This is a genomic window from Halomonas sp. MES3-P3E (genome assembly GCF_002836035.1).
Lineage (GTDB): Bacteria > Pseudomonadota > Gammaproteobacteria > Pseudomonadales > Halomonadaceae > Vreelandella > Vreelandella arctica.
In genome coordinates this window covers 1-18,122 of the sequence record NZ_PJBT01000184.1, presented here as the reverse complement: position 1 = coordinate 18,122, position 18,122 = coordinate 1, and the positions used below count along the sequence as shown (strand labels likewise).

The 18,122-nt window shown below is 55.9% G+C and carries 14 protein-coding genes and 1 pseudogene; 13 read left to right on the top strand and 2 right to left on the bottom strand.

Annotation, left to right across the window (positions count from 1 at the left end):
* Positions 1–8: 8 nt before the first annotated feature.
* A complete protein-coding gene (locus tag CXF87_RS14205) occupies positions 9–1,046 on the bottom strand; it encodes a DUF1853 family protein (protein WP_101147063.1) in 1,038 nt (345 codons plus the stop codon).
* 124 nt (positions 1,047–1,170) lie between these two features.
* On the opposite strand from CXF87_RS14205, the pseudogene CXF87_RS14200 reads away from it, so the two are divergent.
* A pseudogene (locus CXF87_RS14200) lies at positions 1,171–2,542 on the top strand (Glu/Leu/Phe/Val family dehydrogenase).
* Between the two features lie 64 nt (positions 2,543–2,606).
* Here the strand turns inward: CXF87_RS14200 and CXF87_RS14195 are convergent.
* Positions 2,607–3,083, bottom strand: coding sequence for a hypothetical protein (locus CXF87_RS14195; RefSeq protein WP_101147062.1), 477 nt, complete (start codon positions 3,081–3,083; stop codon positions 2,607–2,609).
* Positions 3,084–3,229: 146 nt separating this feature from the next.
* On the opposite strand from CXF87_RS14195, the gene CXF87_RS14190 reads away from it, so the two are divergent.
* The 12 genes from CXF87_RS14190 (at position 3,230) to CXF87_RS14135 (ending at position 17,944) form a co-directional block, all read left to right on the top strand.
* Entirely contained in the window at positions 3,230–3,598 is a 369-nt protein-coding gene (locus tag CXF87_RS14190) for a PepSY domain-containing protein (protein ID WP_101147061.1), read from the top strand.
* A gap of 74 nt (positions 3,599–3,672) precedes the next feature.
* A complete protein-coding gene (locus CXF87_RS14185; protein WP_101147060.1) occupies positions 3,673–4,347 on the top strand; it encodes a response regulator transcription factor in 675 nt (224 codons plus the stop codon).
* On the top strand, positions 4,344–5,711 hold the full coding sequence (locus CXF87_RS14180) for a sensor histidine kinase (protein ID WP_008957077.1): 1,368 nt from the start codon (positions 4,344–4,346) through the stop codon (positions 5,709–5,711). Before CXF87_RS14185 ends, CXF87_RS14180 begins: the two co-directional genes overlap by 4 nt.
* A gap of 15 nt (positions 5,712–5,726) precedes the next feature.
* Entirely contained in the window at positions 5,727–7,646 is a 1,920-nt protein-coding gene (locus CXF87_RS14175; RefSeq protein ID WP_101147059.1) for an alkaline phosphatase D family protein, read from the top strand.
* A gap of 178 nt (positions 7,647–7,824) precedes the next feature.
* Entirely contained in the window at positions 7,825–9,573 is a 1,749-nt protein-coding gene (locus CXF87_RS14170; protein ID WP_101147058.1) for a bifunctional diguanylate cyclase/phosphodiesterase, read from the top strand.
* A gap of 119 nt (positions 9,574–9,692) precedes the next feature.
* Complete coding sequence (gene phnD, locus CXF87_RS14165; protein WP_101147057.1) at positions 9,693–10,670, top strand: phosphate/phosphite/phosphonate ABC transporter substrate-binding protein; 978 nt, start codon at positions 9,693–9,695, stop codon at positions 10,668–10,670.
* A gap of 77 nt (positions 10,671–10,747) precedes the next feature.
* On the top strand, positions 10,748–11,587 hold the full coding sequence (phnC, locus tag CXF87_RS14160) for a phosphonate ABC transporter ATP-binding protein (RefSeq protein ID WP_101147056.1): 840 nt from the start codon (positions 10,748–10,750) through the stop codon (positions 11,585–11,587).
* Positions 11,584–12,429 (top strand): phosphonate ABC transporter, permease protein PhnE, encoded by an 846-nt coding sequence (gene phnE, locus CXF87_RS14155; protein ID WP_101147055.1) that lies wholly within the window; start codon positions 11,584–11,586, stop codon positions 12,427–12,429. The genes phnC and phnE (CXF87_RS14155) overlap by 4 nt, the downstream gene beginning before the upstream one ends.
* 44 nt (positions 12,430–12,473) lie before the next feature.
* Positions 12,474–13,289, top strand: a complete 816-nt coding sequence (gene phnE / locus CXF87_RS14150; protein WP_101147054.1) for a phosphonate ABC transporter, permease protein PhnE — start codon at positions 12,474–12,476, stop codon at positions 13,287–13,289.
* Positions 13,290–13,321: 32 nt separating this feature from the next.
* Positions 13,322–13,951 carry a histidine phosphatase family protein gene (locus CXF87_RS14145; RefSeq protein WP_101147053.1) on the top strand — a complete coding sequence of 210 codons (630 nt, stop codon included), beginning with the start codon at positions 13,322–13,324 and terminating at the stop codon, positions 13,949–13,951.
* Between the two features lie 291 nt (positions 13,952–14,242).
* Positions 14,243–16,201 carry a methyl-accepting chemotaxis protein gene (locus tag CXF87_RS14140; RefSeq protein ID WP_101147052.1) on the top strand — a complete coding sequence of 653 codons (1,959 nt, stop codon included), beginning with the start codon at positions 14,243–14,245 and terminating at the stop codon, positions 16,199–16,201.
* Positions 16,202–16,474: 273 nt separating this feature from the next.
* Entirely contained in the window at positions 16,475–17,944 is a 1,470-nt protein-coding gene (locus CXF87_RS14135) for a putative bifunctional diguanylate cyclase/phosphodiesterase (RefSeq protein ID WP_232774931.1), read from the top strand.
* Positions 17,945–18,122: the final 178 nt, after the last annotated feature.

Here is an 18,122-nt window from a genome sequence, read left to right as displayed (position 1 = left end):
TATCGTCGCTAGCGTATTACCGGCGGAAGAGGTACTTGGCGCGGCCAGTTGTCGGGCACCAAAAACAGCCGCTCATAGCGCTGCTGCTGCGGGTAATACAGCATCACTTGCTGGGGTGAGCGCCAGGCATGCACCTTTTCGAAAATGGCGGGCAACTGTTCTGCCATCGGGCGAAAGGCGCTGTGAAGGGGCGGTGCTAGCCAGTGAGGTTTTTCCAGCCATGCCATTTCAGGCCTTTCGGTTACACTCGCCGCCAGCGCAGGCCAATCGCGTAAGTAACACCACGTCCCACGGCGGTGATCGGCTGTCGCGCCTTCGGGCGCTGGCATTGCCGCGTGCCAGGGATAATAGAGTACGCCCGGCATTGCCAGTCGCTGGGTTAGCTGCTCGCCTAACTCACTACTTGAAACCCCAATGTCCCGTGGCGTCAGCCAGTGAGCGAGTGTTTCCAACGCGGGTGCCGTGGTGGAAAGTGGCAATTGATGGCGGCGCAAATGGCCGCACTTCAGCGCTAGGCTGTCTAACCCGCCGGGGCCAATCCAGCGGCTTTGGCTGGTGGCAGCGCCAGGCCCCTCCGGCAGCCCCAGGTAGAACTTGATTGCCACTTCCAAATGCACCGGTGCCGGGTTAGCACGCGTTCGGTAGAGCATATCCAGCTCGCCGAGCGTATTGCGCTTTCGGCTGATACGCACGTTGCGGGCCAGCAGCCGTGTATTCGGTGCGTGGTTTAACAGCGTGTGCCATAGGCGTTCGTGATAATGCCCCATGCGCATCGCCCGGCTGCCGTTCAATGCGCTCAACGGCGGTTGGCCAAGCTGGCGTAGCCAGGGAAGCAGTGTGCGCGCAAGTCCTAACTCTTCCATGGTGGGACGTCCTGCGCAGGGAATGGGCGGCGGCAGCTCCACAATATCCGGTGTGGCGATTAGCCAAGCTATATCGCGTAGTACGGGGTCACTAAGCCCTGAATAAAAGTGTCCGGAATCCAACCGCACCGTTGTGCCGGTTTTCTCATCATCCAACGCGCCATCACCGCCTTCATTCAGCACGAATTTCTCCTCAACACATTGATTAGCTCAGCGCTATGGTTTGGCCGCCAGCTGCTACGCTGTAAACACGTTATAACGTTAATCTCTTGAAATCCTACCCTGGCCAAGGAAAGGAGCGTATTGCATGGGTAATGCTAAGGCGAAAAAGGCTAAATCGAAAAATCAAACGGCCAAAACGACGAATAGCCAAGTGCCCCAAAAGCAAGCTGAAAAAACGGCTCCTCGAACACTAACACCAGAAATAGGTGCGGCGCTGTTTGAGGATGCCCGTTCACGCTTAGAAGATGTGTTCAACGCGCTCGATATTCACGCGGATGCCCAGGCGCGCCTGATGCAGCCCAGTCTTTCGCTGCAGGTGAGTATTCCCGTGCGGATGGACGACGGCAGCTTAAAAGCTTTTCCCGCCTGGCGAGTCCACTATGACACCAGTTTAGGGCCAGCCAAGGGGGGGGGTGCGTTTTCATCCCGATGTTAACCAGCATGAAGTCACTACGCTAAGTTTCTGGATGGCGGTTAAATGCGCGGTGGTTGGCTTACCTTATGGCGGCGGGAAAGGCGGCGTCCAGGTGGATGCCAAGGCGCTCTCTTCACTAGAGATTGAGCGGCTGGCGCGCGGCTACATCCGCGCCATTGCCGATATCATGGGGCCCGATCGGGATATTCCGGCGCCTGATGTGAACACCGACGCGACGGTCATGGGGTGGATGATCGATGAGTATGAGCAAATCGTGCGGGCTAAAGTGCCCGCGGCCATTACCGGAAAGCCATTACCGCTAGGCGGTTCGCCAGGGCGAGTGGCCGCCACGGGGCGAGGCGCGCTAAAAGTGCTCGATTTGTGGGCCGAGCGTGAAAAGCGACAACCGGAAGAGACCACTGTGGCGGTGCAGGGGTTTGGTAACGCGGCTTACCACTTTGCGCGGTTAGCCAGTGAACGTGGCTATCGTATCGTCGCGGTATCCGATACCACTGGTGCTTGCTACCACTCAGATGGACTCGATATTGAGGCTGTTAAACAGGCTAAGTCGAATAGCGGTAAGGTGACCGACAGCCAAGCAGGGAAAGCGATGACGGGGGATGAGCTGCTGGCGTTGGACGTGGATGTATTAGCGCTGGCGGCGCTTGAAAACCAAATTCACTGCGACAATGTGCACGAGGTGAAAGCAGGCGCTATCTTAGAGATCGCCAATGGACCACTGACTAGCGATGCTGATCAAACGCTTGCCAAGCGTAATGTGCCGGTGCTGCCGGATGTGCTCGCCAATACAGGCGGCGTGATCGTCAGTTATTTTGAGTGGCTGCAAAACCGGGCGGGAGAAAAGTGGAGTGAAGCCCAGGTGAATGAACGCTTGGACGCACTGCTGAGTGAAGAGGCTGGCAAGGTGTTAACGCGCGCAGGCACGGAGGATATCACCTACCGACAAGCTGCCTATCGCCAGGGCATCGAACGCATTGCGGCCGCTATTATGGCCCGGGGAAACTGTCAGGACTGTCGTTGATTAAAGACGCTTAAAGCGCAGCGGGCTCCCTATAGGGAGCCCGCAAAGCGATTAGCTAAGACCGTTAATCGCGGTCAATTTGGGTAACTTCAGAAGAGCCCTGACGCACACTGATTTCCAGCTCACGGCCATTTTCACCGCGGCCTTCGATATCGATGATGCCGCTCTTGTCGATATCAAGGTCTTCAAACTCAACCATACCTTCCTGGCGGGCAACGTCTAAGGCCTGGCGGATATCGTCTTCGCTCATGCCCCAGGCACCGGTAATTAGGCGCTCGCGTTTCTCTTCTAGCGTATCACCGTTATCAAGGGAGAAATCCACATCCGCGTACCACTCTTCGTCCAGCCAGCCTTCTACTTCTACGCGGCCGCGACCTTTAACGCTAATTTCTTCGTAGTGGCTGAACCCGTAATCATTGGAATGGGTCAATACGTCATCGATGCGATCCATCGGCAGCGAATCGGCCTGGGCACTGCCCGCCGCCGCTGCAAGTAGCAGGGCAGAGGTTGGGATCAGCAGCATTTTTTTCATGGTATTCATAGCAAATTCCTTCTTTACGTATTTAAACGTGAATGAGTGACTGACACTCAACGAATGCGACAGGGAATTTATACCATCGCTATACTTTCCTTAAGCTGACAAAACTGTTCATCTAGCGTTCATGTTGTCTTTGGCATGCTGGCACTATGAGTAAACTCCTATGTCACTTCATCAAGCCGCTACGCAGCGTACAGCGAAGCGCTCGGCGCAATGTCACTGGCTTGGCCCTGCTGCTATTGCTGGCGGGTAGTGCGGTGGGTGACCAGCCATGGGAATCGCTGCATGGCGAAGTAGGCCGCGGAGAGGTTGTTTCCCTCGACACCATCTTAGATTGGCTGGAAGCTCACTACATAGGCGACGTGCTGGAGGTGGAAGTGGAGCGTGAAGGAGGGTACGTGGAGTACGAAATCAAGCTGCTCGGCCCGCAGGGTCAAGTCGTCGAATTTGAATTCGATGGCCATAATGGCCAGCTGATGTCTATCGAGGGCGTGCGTATTAATGATATGCGTCGCTAGTGCCGTTACGACAAGCCTCGTTGCCATCGCGTTATTTGTATTCCCAAGTCGTTATCGAAAAGGGTAGTTAGCCAATGAAGTGTTTGCTGGTAGAGGACGACCAAGCGCTAGCGCGTGAGCTGAGCCAAGCGTTGCGCGATGGTGACTGGCTGGTAGAGCATGCGGCTAACGGCCAGGATGCCGATTTTCTAGTACGTACTGAAGCTTACGACACACTGATTTTAGATGTAGGGCTACCCGATGGGGATGGGACTCGCTGGCTGGCGGCGTGGCGGGAAGACGGTATTGATCTGCCTGTGCTGATTCTAACCGCTCGTGAGCGGTGGGCGGATAAAGCCGCGGGATTTACCGCTGGGGCAGATGACTACGTCACGAAGCCGTTCGAGCCAGCGGAAGTGCTGTTTCGCTTGCGTGCGCTTGTACGCCGCAGCCACGGTCACGCTCACCCAGTATTAAAAGTGGGCGAATTGAGTTTAGACACCCACACTCAGCACGTGACGTTGATAGGGCGCCCGGTCGGCTTAACCGCACAGGAGACGCGCCTGCTGGGCTATTTAATGCACGCGGCACCGCGAGTGGTGAGTCGTACCGAGCTTTCAGAGCATGTTTACGACCGCGACCATGAACCTGACTCTAACGTGATTGACGTTCAGGTCAGCCGCCTGCGCCGTAAGTTGGGCAGTTGGCGAATTGCCACTCAGCGGGGCCAGGGTTATCGGCTGTTAGCAGAAGAGCCTGGCAGCGAATGAGTCAAGCCAAAACGGCTTGGCGGGGTCGTTGGGCGCGGCGTTCCATCAGCCTGCGGCTATTGCTGGCCGTATTAGTGATGGTGGGGCTGGCCCTGCCTATCGCTGGCACGCTACTTTCTCACCATTACCATACCTCGGCCACTCAGGCCTTTGATGATCGTCTTGGCGCGACGCTTAATGTCATCATGGCGGGCGTGACTTATGACCGTTTAGCGCAGCAGCTTGTCCACGACCGGGCGCTGGGCGACCCGCGTTTTGAGAATGTCTACTCCGGCTGGTACTGGCAAATCACCGATGGCGGGCAACATACCCTGGCCTCTCGCTCACTATGGGATCAACGCCTGCCAGTGGTGGAGAATGAAAACCTCAGTGCGCGCTCATTAATCGGCCCGCGGGGGCAATCGCTGCGCGTGGTGGAGCGCGATATCTACCTGGCCCCGTTAGAGGAACCGCTACATATTAGCGTGGCCGCCCGAGACGATGTGCTCACCAACGATATCCGTGAATTCCAATATCTGTTGTGGGGCGGGTTGATCGGCTTGGGCGTGTTGCTACTCGGCGTGTTAGCACTGCAAGTTCGCTGGGGGTTAGCGCCGCTGCGCCGCATGCACGCCAATCTTCATGATGTGGAACAGGGCCGCAGCGAACAGTTAGATACCCGCTTGCCGGAAGAGTTAGCGACACTGGCGGCCTCAATGAACGCGGTGTTGGCACGCGATCAGCGCTTAATCGAGCGCGGACGCCATACCGCGGGCAATCTTGCCCATGCGTTGAAAACACCGCTGAGTGTGATGCGCCTGCAGCTTCGCCAGCTTCCAGAAGCGAACCGTGCCGCCTGGGCGGTAGAGTTGGAACGCTTGGATAGCGCGGTACGTCATCACTTGGCCCGAGCCTCCGCGGCGGGTGAAGGCGTGCGCTTTGCACCTATTGATCTACACCCTACGCTAACACCGCTACTTAATGGACTCTCCAGGCTTGCCCAGCGGCGCGGCATTGTGCTGCGCCAAACCTGGGGCCAGAAAATCAGAGTGCACATGGATGAGCAAGATATCCAAGAGCTGGTGGGTAACTTGATGGATAATGCGCTGCGCTGGGCGCATAGCGAGGTGCAGCTTAACGTGAAAATTGACGGTCAGAAGTTGATTTTAACCGTTAGCGATAACGGCCCTGGCATGTCGGAGGCAGAGTGCCAGCAGGCGGTTCAGCGTGGTCAACGGTTAGATGAGCACCGCTCTGGCAGTGGCCTGGGGCTGGCCATTGTGACCGATCTTGTCGCCCTGTATAGCGGCCAAATGCATCTTACTCGCGCCAGCACCGGCGGGTTAGAGGTAGTCGTCGAGCTGCCTGTGGTGGCGCATGGATAACGGAGACTTCATTGGATGAATGGCACTGATACGCTGCCCGATATATTAGCCGGCCCCTTATTAAGACGCATCAGCACGACTCGGCTGGTACTTTGGATGGTCGCCACTCGGCGATTAAATATGACGCTAATACTGCGGCCTGGGCAGAGTAATGCCGCGTCGATTGGTTTGGCGCATCATCAGCAGTGCATTCCTATCGGCCAGCGCGCCTTTATCTATCTAATTGATATTGATCTGGATTCACCGCTGCCCTGCGATGAGCGCATCGAGTATGACCTGCAAGTTGAAACGACAACGGGTAATTGGCGCTCATTGCCCGAATGGGCGCCATGGCTATGTTATGACGGCGCCGCTTATCCCGCCTTTGTGATTGCCTCGCGGCATCACCGGCTTATGCATGGTTCCTGCCGCAAACCCCATCACGACAGTGACGATGGTTTGGTGCGCGCCGATAGCTGGCTCGCCGAGCAGCAAGACGCCCCGGCAGAGTGGCCCGCTTGGCTGCTGATGACCGGTGATCAAATTTATGCTGATGATGTAGCCGGCCCTATGCTGCGCGCCGTGCATGCGCTCATAGCGCGGCTAGGGTTGGTGGATGAGTGGCTGGAAGGCGCCACGGTGGACGATAGCCAAGCCCTCTACGACTCGCCCGATAGTTACTATCAGCGCGCTGAGTTGCTGCCGGATGTGACCAAGAATGTGGCGCTACGCAAGCGCTTTTTTAGCGGCGTCAAGAAGCCGGTCTTTACGTCGGCGAATGCGCAGAACCATTTAATGACACTGGCTGAAATGCTCGCCATGTACTGCTTGGTATGGTCCCCCGAGCCCTGGCGAGTGATGACGTTCGACGCGCCTGCTTTAGATCAAAAAAATGCCGAGCTCTATCGTCAGGAGCAGGCGGTGATAGACAGCTTCGTGGCTGGTTTGCCGCAGTGCGCGCGGTTAATGGCGCACTTACCCAGCCTGATGATCTTCGATGACCACGATGTGACCGATGACTGGAACCTTTCCGCTGACTGGGAGCTCGCCGCTTACGGCCATCCGTTCTCGAAGCGCATTATCGGTAACGCCCTGGTGGCCTATTTGCTCTGTCAGGCCTGGGGGAATGACCCTGATAAGCTCAATCCATTAACCCATCACGCCTCGACGCTGCTGGGTGATGGCAGCCAGCCGCTGGTATGCGCCGAGCAAGATGGCTTCATTGAGCGGCTACTGCGTTTTCAGGGCTGGGAGTTTCAAGTGCCGGGTACGCCTACCTTAATCGTGCTGGATACCCGAACCCGCCGTTGGCGCAGCGAGCGCAATCTTAATCACCCTTCTGGGCTGATGGATTGGGAAGCGCTGATGGAGATGCAACAAGCGCTAATGGGGGCCAAAAGCGCGGTGATCATTTCGCCCGCCCCGATGTTTGGCGTCAAATTGATTGAGAGTATTCAAAGAATCTTTACCGCGGTGGGTAAGCCATTAGTGGTCGATGCTGAGAACTGGATGGCCCATCGCGGGGCGGCCAATACGCTGCTGCAAATATGGCAACACTCCAAAACCCCCGGCAACTACGTGATCTTGTCGGGCGATGTGCACTACTCGTTTGTCTACGACATCGTGGTTCGTCATCAGCGGCGTTCCCCCCACCTATGGCAAATCACGTCGAGTGGGATTAAAAACACCTTTCCCACCACTCTGCTCAATACCTTTGATCGGTTGAACCGCTGGTTATATGCGCCGTTGTCGCCACTCAACTGGTTTACCAAGCGTCGCAAACTGAGCGTTCACCCCCGAGACCCCGACCGCGCCAGCGCGGGCGAACGGCTCTGGAACGCCAGCGGCATTGGCTTGGTAACGCTGGACGAAAAAGGGCACCCGATTGATATTCGCCAGCTGGATGCTGATGGCTGCGATGTGGTCTTTCCGCCGCCCGAAAAGCCTCTTCAGTAAATAGCGTCTGTCGTTCAAAGCGGTTGGGTGTTCACTGCCTGATTAGTCATTTGTCATGATAGCGTCACGAAAATGACGCATGCTTGCAGCTTACCAATCACCGCTAGGGAAGGCTGCACATCAGTACCCGGCTGCCTTGTGAAGGTAAACGGGGGCTGATGAATAGGACAGTAGGCAAATGACCGCACAAGAAGCGCAGTGGCTTAATCAAATTATTGCGACCGAAGAGCTGCAGGTGCTCTTTCAGCCCATTGTGGATGCCAACCAGCAGGCGATTTATGGCTACGAAGCACTGATTCGTGGCCCCAAAACGTCACCGCTGCACTCGCCGTTACGGCTGTTTGATGTGGCCACCCAGGCAGGGCAGCTAGTGGAGTTAGATTTACTCTGCCGACGCTTGGCGATTCAACGCTTTGCCGAACTTGAACTGCCCGGCCTGCTATTTCTTAACGTCATGCCGTTAACCATCGTTGAGCGTGATTTTCGCGAAGGCTTAACGCTGGGCTTCATTCGCGAGAGCGGCCTTCCCCCAGAGCGAGTAGTGATTGAGCTCACCGAGCATGTGCCGATTCATGACTATGAGCTAATGCGCCAAGCGGTGGATCATTACCGTGACATGGGCTTTCAGGTGGCGCTGGACGATTTGGGGGCAGGGCACTCAAGCCTGCGCCACTGGTCAGAACTGCGGCCCGATTTCGTCAAGCTTGATCGGCACTTTATCTCAGGGATTGATCAGGAGCCTGCGAAGCGCGAATTTCTCCGCTCGATTCTTGATGTGGCGCGTAGCCTGGATTGCCAGCTAATAGCCGAAGGCGTGGAGACTGCGGCGGAGCATCTCTGCTTGTGGGAACTCGACCGTGGGCTCGCGCTACTGCAAGGCTTCTATTTTGCTCGGCCAAGCCCGCAGCCGCCTTTACAGCTCAACATGGTGCTGCCCGCGACAACCCAGTTAAAAAGCCCTGCTGGCCGCACTGCGCGCTCGATTTTGCGCACGATTGAGGCCATCACCACTGACTGCGCAGTGCCACTCATCTCCGAGCGGTTTCGCCGCCAACCCAGCTTACGCTGTGTGGCCGTATTGGAGGACGGTAAGCCCGTGGCAGTGGTGCGTCGCAATGCTTTTTTAACCCTGTTCACCAACCCTTATAGCCATGCGCTGTATGCCAAACGCTGCGTATTGGACGTGGCCGATGTACGCATGCTGGTGGCTGAAGCAGATACCCCGCTTGAGGTGTTGAGCCAGCAACTGACCGATAGCCACGATATTGAGCAGGAAGACTTTGTGATCACCAATGATGAAGGTGATTACGTGGGCATGGGTAATATCGTTGACCTTTTGCGTGAAATCACCGCGATTCAGGTGCGCCACGCGCGCCATGCCAATCCGTTGACCGGCTTGCCAGGCAATATCCTGATTAACGAAACGCTGGTCGCTTATTTAGCCGCCGAGCAGGGCTTTGCCGCCGCTTATGTCGATTTGGATAATTTTAAAGCGTTTAACGATGCTTACGGCTATGCCCGGGGCGATCAGGTGATTATTTCGCTATCGCGGCTGCTGCAGGCCCAGGTAGAAAGCGCTGGTGGCTTTATCGGCCATATTGGCGGTGATGATTTTATGATGTTGCTACCGCACAGCCATTGGGAAAGCGTTTGCGGCCAAATCCTGCGCTCATTTGAAGTGATGGCCCCCGGTTTCTATGAAGAAGCGGACCGGCTGAAAGGCGGGATTCAGACTGAAAGCCGACAAAATAGCGTGACGTTTTTCCCCTTTGTCAGCGTGTCGATTGCAGTAAAACCTGTCACCGATACAGCTACTTGCAGAGCGCTGGATATTGCCGCTGAGCTGTCTGAACTGAAGCATCAAGCCAAAAAAATTCCTGGTAACAGCCTGTTTGTTGAGCGTCGCGGTAGCTGCGTTAGCCAGTAAAGCGCCAATGTCATGTTACGTTAGCAAAATCGTCACCAAGCGGTCATATAAATGCCCCGTCGTTGTCATCTGAAATGGTCAGGATTGTGGCTATCTTTTAACAACACGTTAGGTGCCCCATGCAGATCTCCTCACTAGCCCATGCGCTTCCCCGCACATTGATCAGCGCCGCCGTTGCCAGCGCTTTTGCGTTGGTCGCGGTGAATGCCTCAGCGGATCTTTCATCGCGTTATGTCGATAACGATGGCGATATGATCGCTGATGCGCCTAGCGATGAGTCACAGTGGGCCGATCCCGATACGCTCGTGTTCGCCTACACGCCAGTGGAAGATCCGGCGGTTTACGCCGACGTGTGGTCTGACTTCCTGGAGCACCTAAGCGAAGCAACCGGTAAAGAAGTTCAGTTCTTCCCCGTGCAGTCCAACGCCGCCCAGCAGGAAGCACTGCGCGCTGGCCGTTTGCACGTCGCCGGTTTTAACACCGGTGGTGTACCGGTCGCGGTCAACTGCGGTGGTTTCCGCCCGTTTGCCATGATGGCGGCCGAGGACGGTAGCTTTGGCTACGAAATGGAGATCATCACTTATCCTGGCAGCGGCATCGAGACCGTTGAAGACCTGGAAGGACGCCAGCTAGCCTTTACCTCTGAGACCTCTAACTCTGGTTTTCGCGCGCCCTCCGCACTGCTGCGCTCCGAGTACGGCATGGAAGCGGGCGAAGATTTTGAAACCGCCTTTTCTGGCTCCCACGACAACTCCATCTTAGGTGTTGTGAACGAAGACTACGATGCCGCTGCCATCGCCAACTCAGTGGCACGCCGCATGCTGGCACGTGATGTTGTGGCAGAGGGCGATTACGAAGTGATCTACACCTCCGATACCTTCCCCACCACCGCTTACGGGCTGGCGAATAACCTGAACCCGGAACTTGCCGAGAAAATTCAGGATGCGTTCTTCAGCTATGACTGGGCAGGTACCCCGCTGGAAGCGGAATTCGCCAACTCCGGTGAAGCGCAGTTCATTCCGATTACTTATCAGGAAAACTGGTCGGTCATTCGCACCATTGCCGATGCTAACGGTGTGACTTACGACTGTGACTGATCGTTAAGGTAAACGGTACTGCACGGCCAGGAAGGCATCCCTTTCTGGCCGTTTCGCTATAAAAACGAGGCGGGAAAATGTTGACACTAAGCGGCGTTGGCAAGCGTTACCCCACCGGGGATCGGGCGCTGACGGACATTGAACTCACGCTGCCCAAAGGCCAGGTAATGGCGCTGATTGGGCCATCCGGCGCGGGTAAAAGCACCCTCATTCGCTGCGTGAATCGGTTAGTGGAGCCCACCCAGGGCAGCATTCGCCTGGAAGGCACGGAACTGACCAGGCTCTCAGGTCATAAGCTTCGCCACGCGCGCCGCTCAATGGGGATGATTTTCCAGGAGTATGCCCTGGTAGACCGGCTCACCGTGATGGAAAACGTACTCTCCGGCCAGCTCGGCTATGTGGGTTTTTGGCGCAGTTTTTTACGTCGCTACCCACAGGAAGCGGTCGTCGAAGCCTTTCGACTACTCGAGCGGGTAGGGCTGCCTCACGCCATCGATAAGCGCGCTGATGCGCTTTCCGGCGGCCAGCGCCAGCGCGTGGGCATCGCCCGGGCGCTTTTACAAAGCCCCAAGCTACTGCTGGTTGACGAGCCAACCGCCAGCCTCGACCCGAAAACGTCGCGCCAGATCATGCGCTTGATTCGCGAGCTATGCGCTGAGCGCGACTTGGCGGCAATCATCAATATTCATGATGTGGCCTTGGCGCAGCAATTTGCCGACCGGATTGTCGGCCTGCGCGCTGGGCAAATCGTCTTTGATGGACTGCCGAGTGAACTCACTAGCGAAATGCTCACGACCATTTATGGCGAAGAGGATTGGGATACCACCCCCGAGCCGCTGGATGACGAGGCCGATGACTCGGAAACGACTTCATACCAGCGCGACCTGCCGACGATGGCAGCCGGGAGTGCTCGATGAGCGAACGGGCAGAAACACGGCTATCACAGGGGCAAGCACGTCAGCAGGCGGCCCAGCGGGGCCAGTGGCGGCGTCTGCCGTTGATTGAAAGCCCGCGCTTGCGTTGGGGGTTGGCCGTAGGTGCGGTGATTTACGTAGTGCTGGCGCTCGCCTCGGTCGAAGTGAACTGGGCGCGGGTAGCCGAAGGCGCGGGGCGGGCGGTTAACTTCTTGGGCGCCTTTATGCAGCCTGATTTTGTTAGCCGCTACGACGACATCGTGGCGGGGCTGCTGGAAAGTTTGACCATGACGCTGACCTCCACGGTAGTAGGCGTGCTGTTGGCGATCCCGGTGGGCCTGGGCGCCGCGAGGAACATTTCGCCGCTACCGATCTACTTTATATGTCGCGCGATCATTGCCGTTTCGCGGACGTTTCAAGAAATCATTATCGCGATTCTGTTTGTGGTCATGTTTGGCTTTGGGCCGCTGGCGGGGATGATCACCCTGGCCTTTGCGACGATTGGCTTCATGGCCAAGCTGTTAGCGGAAGACATCGAAGACCTGGACTGGCGCCAGGTGGAAGCCGTGCGGGCAACGGGGGCAAGCTGGTGGCAAACCATGAACCATGCGGTTCAGCCCCAGGTCATGCCGCGCTTGATTGGGCTTTCGGTTTACCGGCTGGATATCAATTTTCGTGAGTCGTCGGTGATTGGCATTGTGGGCGCGGGCGGCATTGGCGCCACGTTGAACACCTCGCTGAGTCGCTATGAGTACGATACCTCTGCCGCTATTTTGCTGATCATTATCGCCATCGTGTTGCTGTGCGAGTACAGCTCGAGCCATGTCCGCCGCTGGACCCAGTGAGCGCTTATTAGCCGCCCCTGGCCTGTTATATTTGGAGAATCGCGATGCCAGTATCTACTAACACCCAGGGTCTGCCGGTTTGGCGGCGGCGCACCACCCGCGCCCAATGGCTGCAGTACCTGGCTTGGCTGGCGGGTGTCAGTCTCTTTCTGCTCTGCTGGAAGATGATTTCCGACAATACCATGTGGGTGTTTGTCGAAGACGCTGGACGCCAAGGGGCGGACCTGATCAGCCGCATGACGCCGCCGGAGTGGGGCTACGCCAATGTGCTCTGGAAGCCCATGTGGGACACCATTAACATCGCCACCCTGGGCACTGCCATTGGCATTATGATGGCGTTTCCCGTGGCGTTTATGGCCGCACGTAATACCACGCCGCACCCGCTGGTGCGCAGTCTGGCGCTGATGATCATTGTCTCATCCCGCTCGATCAACTCGCTGATCTGGGCGATGCTGCTAGTCACCATTCTCGGCCCTGGCGTGTTGGCGGGGATTATCGCCATCGCCCTGCGCTCGATTGGCTTTGTCGGCAAGCTGCTTTATGAGGCGATCGAAGAGATCCATCCGACGCCCGTCGAGGCGATAAGCGCGACCGGGGCAAGCCGCCTACAGGTGATGAACTATGGCGTGTTGCCGCAAGTCATGCCTGCCTTTGCCGGTATTAGCGTCTATCGCTGGGATATCAATATCCGCGAATCGACGGTGTTAGGGTTGGTCGGCGCAGGCGGGATCGGTTTGCAGTTAAATGCCTCGATCAACAGCCTCGCCTGGGACCAGGTCAGCGTTATTTTCATTATGATTTTCGCTACCGTGCTGGTGTCCGAGTGGGTTTCCGCGCGTGTGCGTCACGCGATTATTTAATCGACAGTGGCATCAATAAACGAGGGCTGAGTATGCGTTTTCCCGATGCGGAGATCACCACCATTGATTTATTGCGCCACGGTGAACCGGTGGGAGGACGTATGCTACGCGGCTCCACCGATCACCCACTGAGTGAGACGGGTTGGCAGCAGGTGACCGATGCCGTTATGCGCCATACGGTCGAAGGCCATCTGCCTTATGATGCGATTGTCACCTCGCCATTAACACGCTGTCGTGAGTTTGCGCTGTGGCTGGGCGAAGAGTTTGATCTACCCGTTCAGGTAGAGGATGACCTAGCCGAGCTGCATTTGGGGCAGTGGGAGGGTAAAACCCACGCCCAGGTGTTTGCGGAAGAGGGCACCGAACGAATGAGTGCGTTTTGGTATGACCCAACAACGGTGTCACCGCCAGACGGCGAAACGATACAGGCCTTTGATGCGCGCCTCGCTGAGGTATGGCAGCAGCTGTTAATCAGTCCGCCCGGTAAGCATGTGCTGGTCGTGGCGCATCTATTTGTCTGCAATGGACTACTGCGCCAAGTTATTGAGCAGCCGCTTTCGCGGGTGCTGGCGATGGATTTGCCCTACGCGGCGCTAAGCCGTGTGCGCCATGAGCGCCACTTGCTTGGTGAGACGACCTTTATTGAGTGGATTGGTCGTTAATCATTACCGTTAACCATGGGCGGCTAGGCATGCTTTTTGGGCGCCGCCCGTCACTCCCGTCCCATCTTGCGCTTTCCTAACTATCCTCGCTTTCCTATGACCGCCATCAATAAATGCAGCGCTTAGCCCCTTATACTGCGCCATGTTTTGCGGTGTAATACAAACGTCGCAAATACATTTAATTAAGTGGCTGAGTGCGGCAAACTCACATACACGCGTTACACGACGCGAATACTAATAATTGAGTACGCCGCTTACCTACCTGACACGTTATCAGTCTGAGGCTAAGCAATGAAAAATATCGTTAACCGCATTCCAATGCGGTTTAAATTTGCCTGTGTGCTACTGCTACCCTTGCTCGCGCTGGCGTGGTTCGCGGCTCAGGGCATCATGGAGCGCCGTACAGCACTGCAAGAGTTTGACCGCCTTCACACGATGACCGAGCTCGCCCAGCGAGCGGGGGATGCCGTTCACCAAATGCAGCTTGAACGCGGTATGACAGCGGGCTTTCTGGGCAGCGAGGGCGAGGCATTTGGTAACCGGCTGCGCGAGCAGCGGCCCAAGACCGATGATGCCGTCAACGCGTTTCAAGCTCAGCAGGCCTCTCTGGATCAAGCGCTCCTGACGCCTGCTGTTCAGCAGCAACTGCGTGAGATTGATGAGCGTTGGCAGCGTCAGGCAGCACTGCGTGAACGCGTTAGTGCGTTAGAGGTCACGACGGGCGAGGCATTAGGTCACTATACCGGCATTAACGGTCAGCTAATGGCCTTTGTGGGCTCGTTGGCACACCTCACTCGCGAGGGTGATATTACCCGCCAATTGAGTGCGTATTATCAACTTCTGGAAGCTAAAGACCTGGCTGGCATTGAGCGGGCGCTGCTGGCCAATACGTTTGCAGCAGATGGGATGCCACCGGATATGCTGCGGCGTTTTTTATCACTGCTTGGCGAAGAGCAGGCTTTTCTGGATGGTTTTCGCGTTCTGGCAGGGGAGCAAAGTCGCCAGCAGCTTGACCTAGCGTTAAGCGGTGTTGAGATCGATCGGTTGATGGAGCGGCGTGAGCTGGCGATCAGCCAAGCCAGTGAAGGTGGCTATGGCGTCGATCCGGAAGAGTGGTTTGAGTGGCAGACGGTAAAAATTGGCCGCTTGAAAGCATTAGAAGATCAAGTGGTTAACGCGGTGGTAACCGAGACAGTGACGCTACGTCAGGCAGCGCAGCAGGCGCTTTGGTTATATGCGGTGATTGCGCTGGTCGCGAGTTTATTGGCGATCATCACCGCTATACTGATCGTGCGTGCGATTACGACGCCATTGAGCCAAGCGCTATGTAGCATCGCCACCCGCGATAATGATTTAACCCAGCGATTAATCGTCCCTGGGAGCGATGAGCTTTCCCAGCTCTATCAAGCCTTCAATGAGTCCTCGGCAACGACCGAGACGCTAGTCGCTGATATCACCCGCAACGCACAGTCAGTGGCGGTGGCCAGTAATCAGATTGCTCAGGGAAATCAGGATCTAGCGCAGAGAACGGAAGAGCAGTCCGCCTCGCTGGTACAAACCGCATCAAGTATGGAGCAAATTACTGCGACGGTACGTCAAAGCGCTGATAATGCAAAGCAAGCCCAGCAGATGACCGATGATGTGGCTCACCAAGCTAAGGAAGCAAGCCTAGTGGCTTCACAAGCTCAGCAGGCAATGCAGCTTATCTTGCAAGCGAACGAACAGGTGACCAGCATTGTCGGGACTATCGACAATATCTCTTTCCAAACCAATTTGCTGGCGCTCAATGCATCGGTTGAAGCCGCGCGTGCGGGTGAGCATGGGCGTGGCTTTGCGGTGGTCGCTGATGAAGTGCGTAAACTGGCTAGCCGCAGCACAGAGGAAGCCAATCAAATTCGCCAGTTGATCGACAATAATGTAGCGAAGATTGCGGAAGGCGAAACGCTGGTCAACTCGACGAATGAAACCCTGGGGCACATTGCTCAGCGCGTTGAGCAAATGGCTCACTTAATGGATGAAATGGTCTCTGCCACACACGAGCAGTCGGCAGGGATCGAGCAAATTAATCGAGCCATGGCTCAGCTAGAGGACGTCACTCAGCAAAATGCGTCGCTAGTGGAGGAAGTCGCGGCAGCGAGCCGCTCGCTTGATGAGCAGGCCGACGATATGACTCGCCAAATGAGTCGTTACCAAGTGAGTGATAGCTACCCGCAAGAAAGCCGTCTCGCAATGTCTGTTGCATATAGCTAGTGTCATGACGACTGGCAGCCGCTCTTTTGGGCGCTGCCAGTCCTGCCCCTTAAGTTATTGCTCCTGCCGTCGATAATGTATTGTGTCGTTCAAAGAGCCTAAGCAGTAAGACGGTGTTAATATCGATCCTTATTCGAAGGAGATGTGGCGAAGTAGATTTAATATAGCCTATCTACGATACTATCTATCTAGAACAAACTATCGATAACAGATGATGGACGAGGAGAGCAGAGACATATGTATCAATCCTTGAATCTACAAAAGGAACAGTCTTTGTCTCAACAGCCCTCTGAGCCCACATCCCCACTTCCCCGCTCTAATGCGATGCCGACGGCGTCCGTTAGCAATACCGCGTCTCCTGTTGAATCCGCCTTTTGCTACGCCAATGAAGCGATCATTATTACCGATGCGGAAAACCGGGTAGTGGAAGTGAACCCCGCTTTTTGTGAGTTAACGGGGATGATACTGGGTGATGTGCAAGGCAAAACGCCTGAAGCGTTTAGTATTTTACCGTTGGATGATAGCCGTACAACGCGCTTGATGCGTGAAGAATTACAATTGCGGGATCGTAGTAAAAGCCAAGTGAGCTATCGCAGCCACGACGGCCAGTTTTACCCTGGCATGATGTCGATTAATCGCGTGCGCGATGAGCACGGTGCAATCGACCACCATGTGATTGTGCTTGCTGACCTTTCGGCCATTCCGGCGCATGCGCGCCATCTTAATCGAGAAGTCTATTTTGACGCGTTAACAGGGTTACCCAATCTGCAGTTGCTGACGCAATTGATCCAGGAATCTATGCAGCACGCAGAGGCTAAGCAGCTGCCGTTGGCGGTATGCTCGCTGGATATCGATTTCTTTAAAAACATTAATGATCGGCTTGGTACGTCGGTGGGCGATGCGCTGCTTTCCTCATTTTCACAGCGCATAAGCCATCTACTGTTCGGTGATGATGTACTGGCGCGGGTGGGCGGCGACGAGTTTGTGCTGTTACTCCACCATGGCGTAGACGAAGATTTTTTTGAGAAGTTGTTAGCCTCCATTCGCCAGCCACTTATGGTTGATGGCCAGAGTATTCATCTGACGGCAAGCTTAGGGGTGACGCGCTACCCGAATGATCACGTTCAGGGCGATGTATTGTTGCGCCATGCCAACCAGGCAATGTATCGCGCTAAACAGCGCGGTCGCGATACGTTCCACTTGTTTGATCCTAACCATGACCGTTTGCTGCAGGTGCGCCATGAGCAGCGTCAGCGGTTTATTGATGGACTCAATCATAATGAGCTGTGTCTTTACTATCAGCCCCAGGTCGATATGCGCAGTGGCAAAGTAGTCGGGGTCGAGGCGCTGATTCGTTGGCAGCACCCTGAAGAAGGATTGCTTGCCCCTGGCCAGTTTTTACCCATCATTGATACCACCCCGCTAGAAGTAAGTTTAGGCGAGTGGGTCATTGAGCGGGCACTTTGCCAATTAACGGAATGGCATGCCCAAGGCATCGCGCTGCCCATCAATGTGAATATCAGCCCTACGCATCTGTTAGTGAGTAGCTTTAGCCAACGTTTAGCCGAGCTATTGGCATGCCACCCTGATGTGCCGCCATCAATGCTAAAGCTCGAGGTGCTTGAGAGCGCCGCGATGCATGATGTTCAGGCCGCGCTGCACAATATGTCGCTCTGTCAGGCGCTAGCCCGGATTTCTCATAGCACCTCAGCAAGTACTGCACCCAAGACGGAATGCCACTAAAAAACTGTTGGCACGGCTTAAATTGCCTACTTTTTAACCACTCCCCGTCGTTCAGACACACTTCCCCCTTTCCCCCATTGCGTCGGGCCGGGGGCGCCCGAGCATTCAGCTCGGCACCAACCGCCTGACGAGATCGGATAGTTCCGCTTTATAGGGGTAACTGTCACTCATCAACACA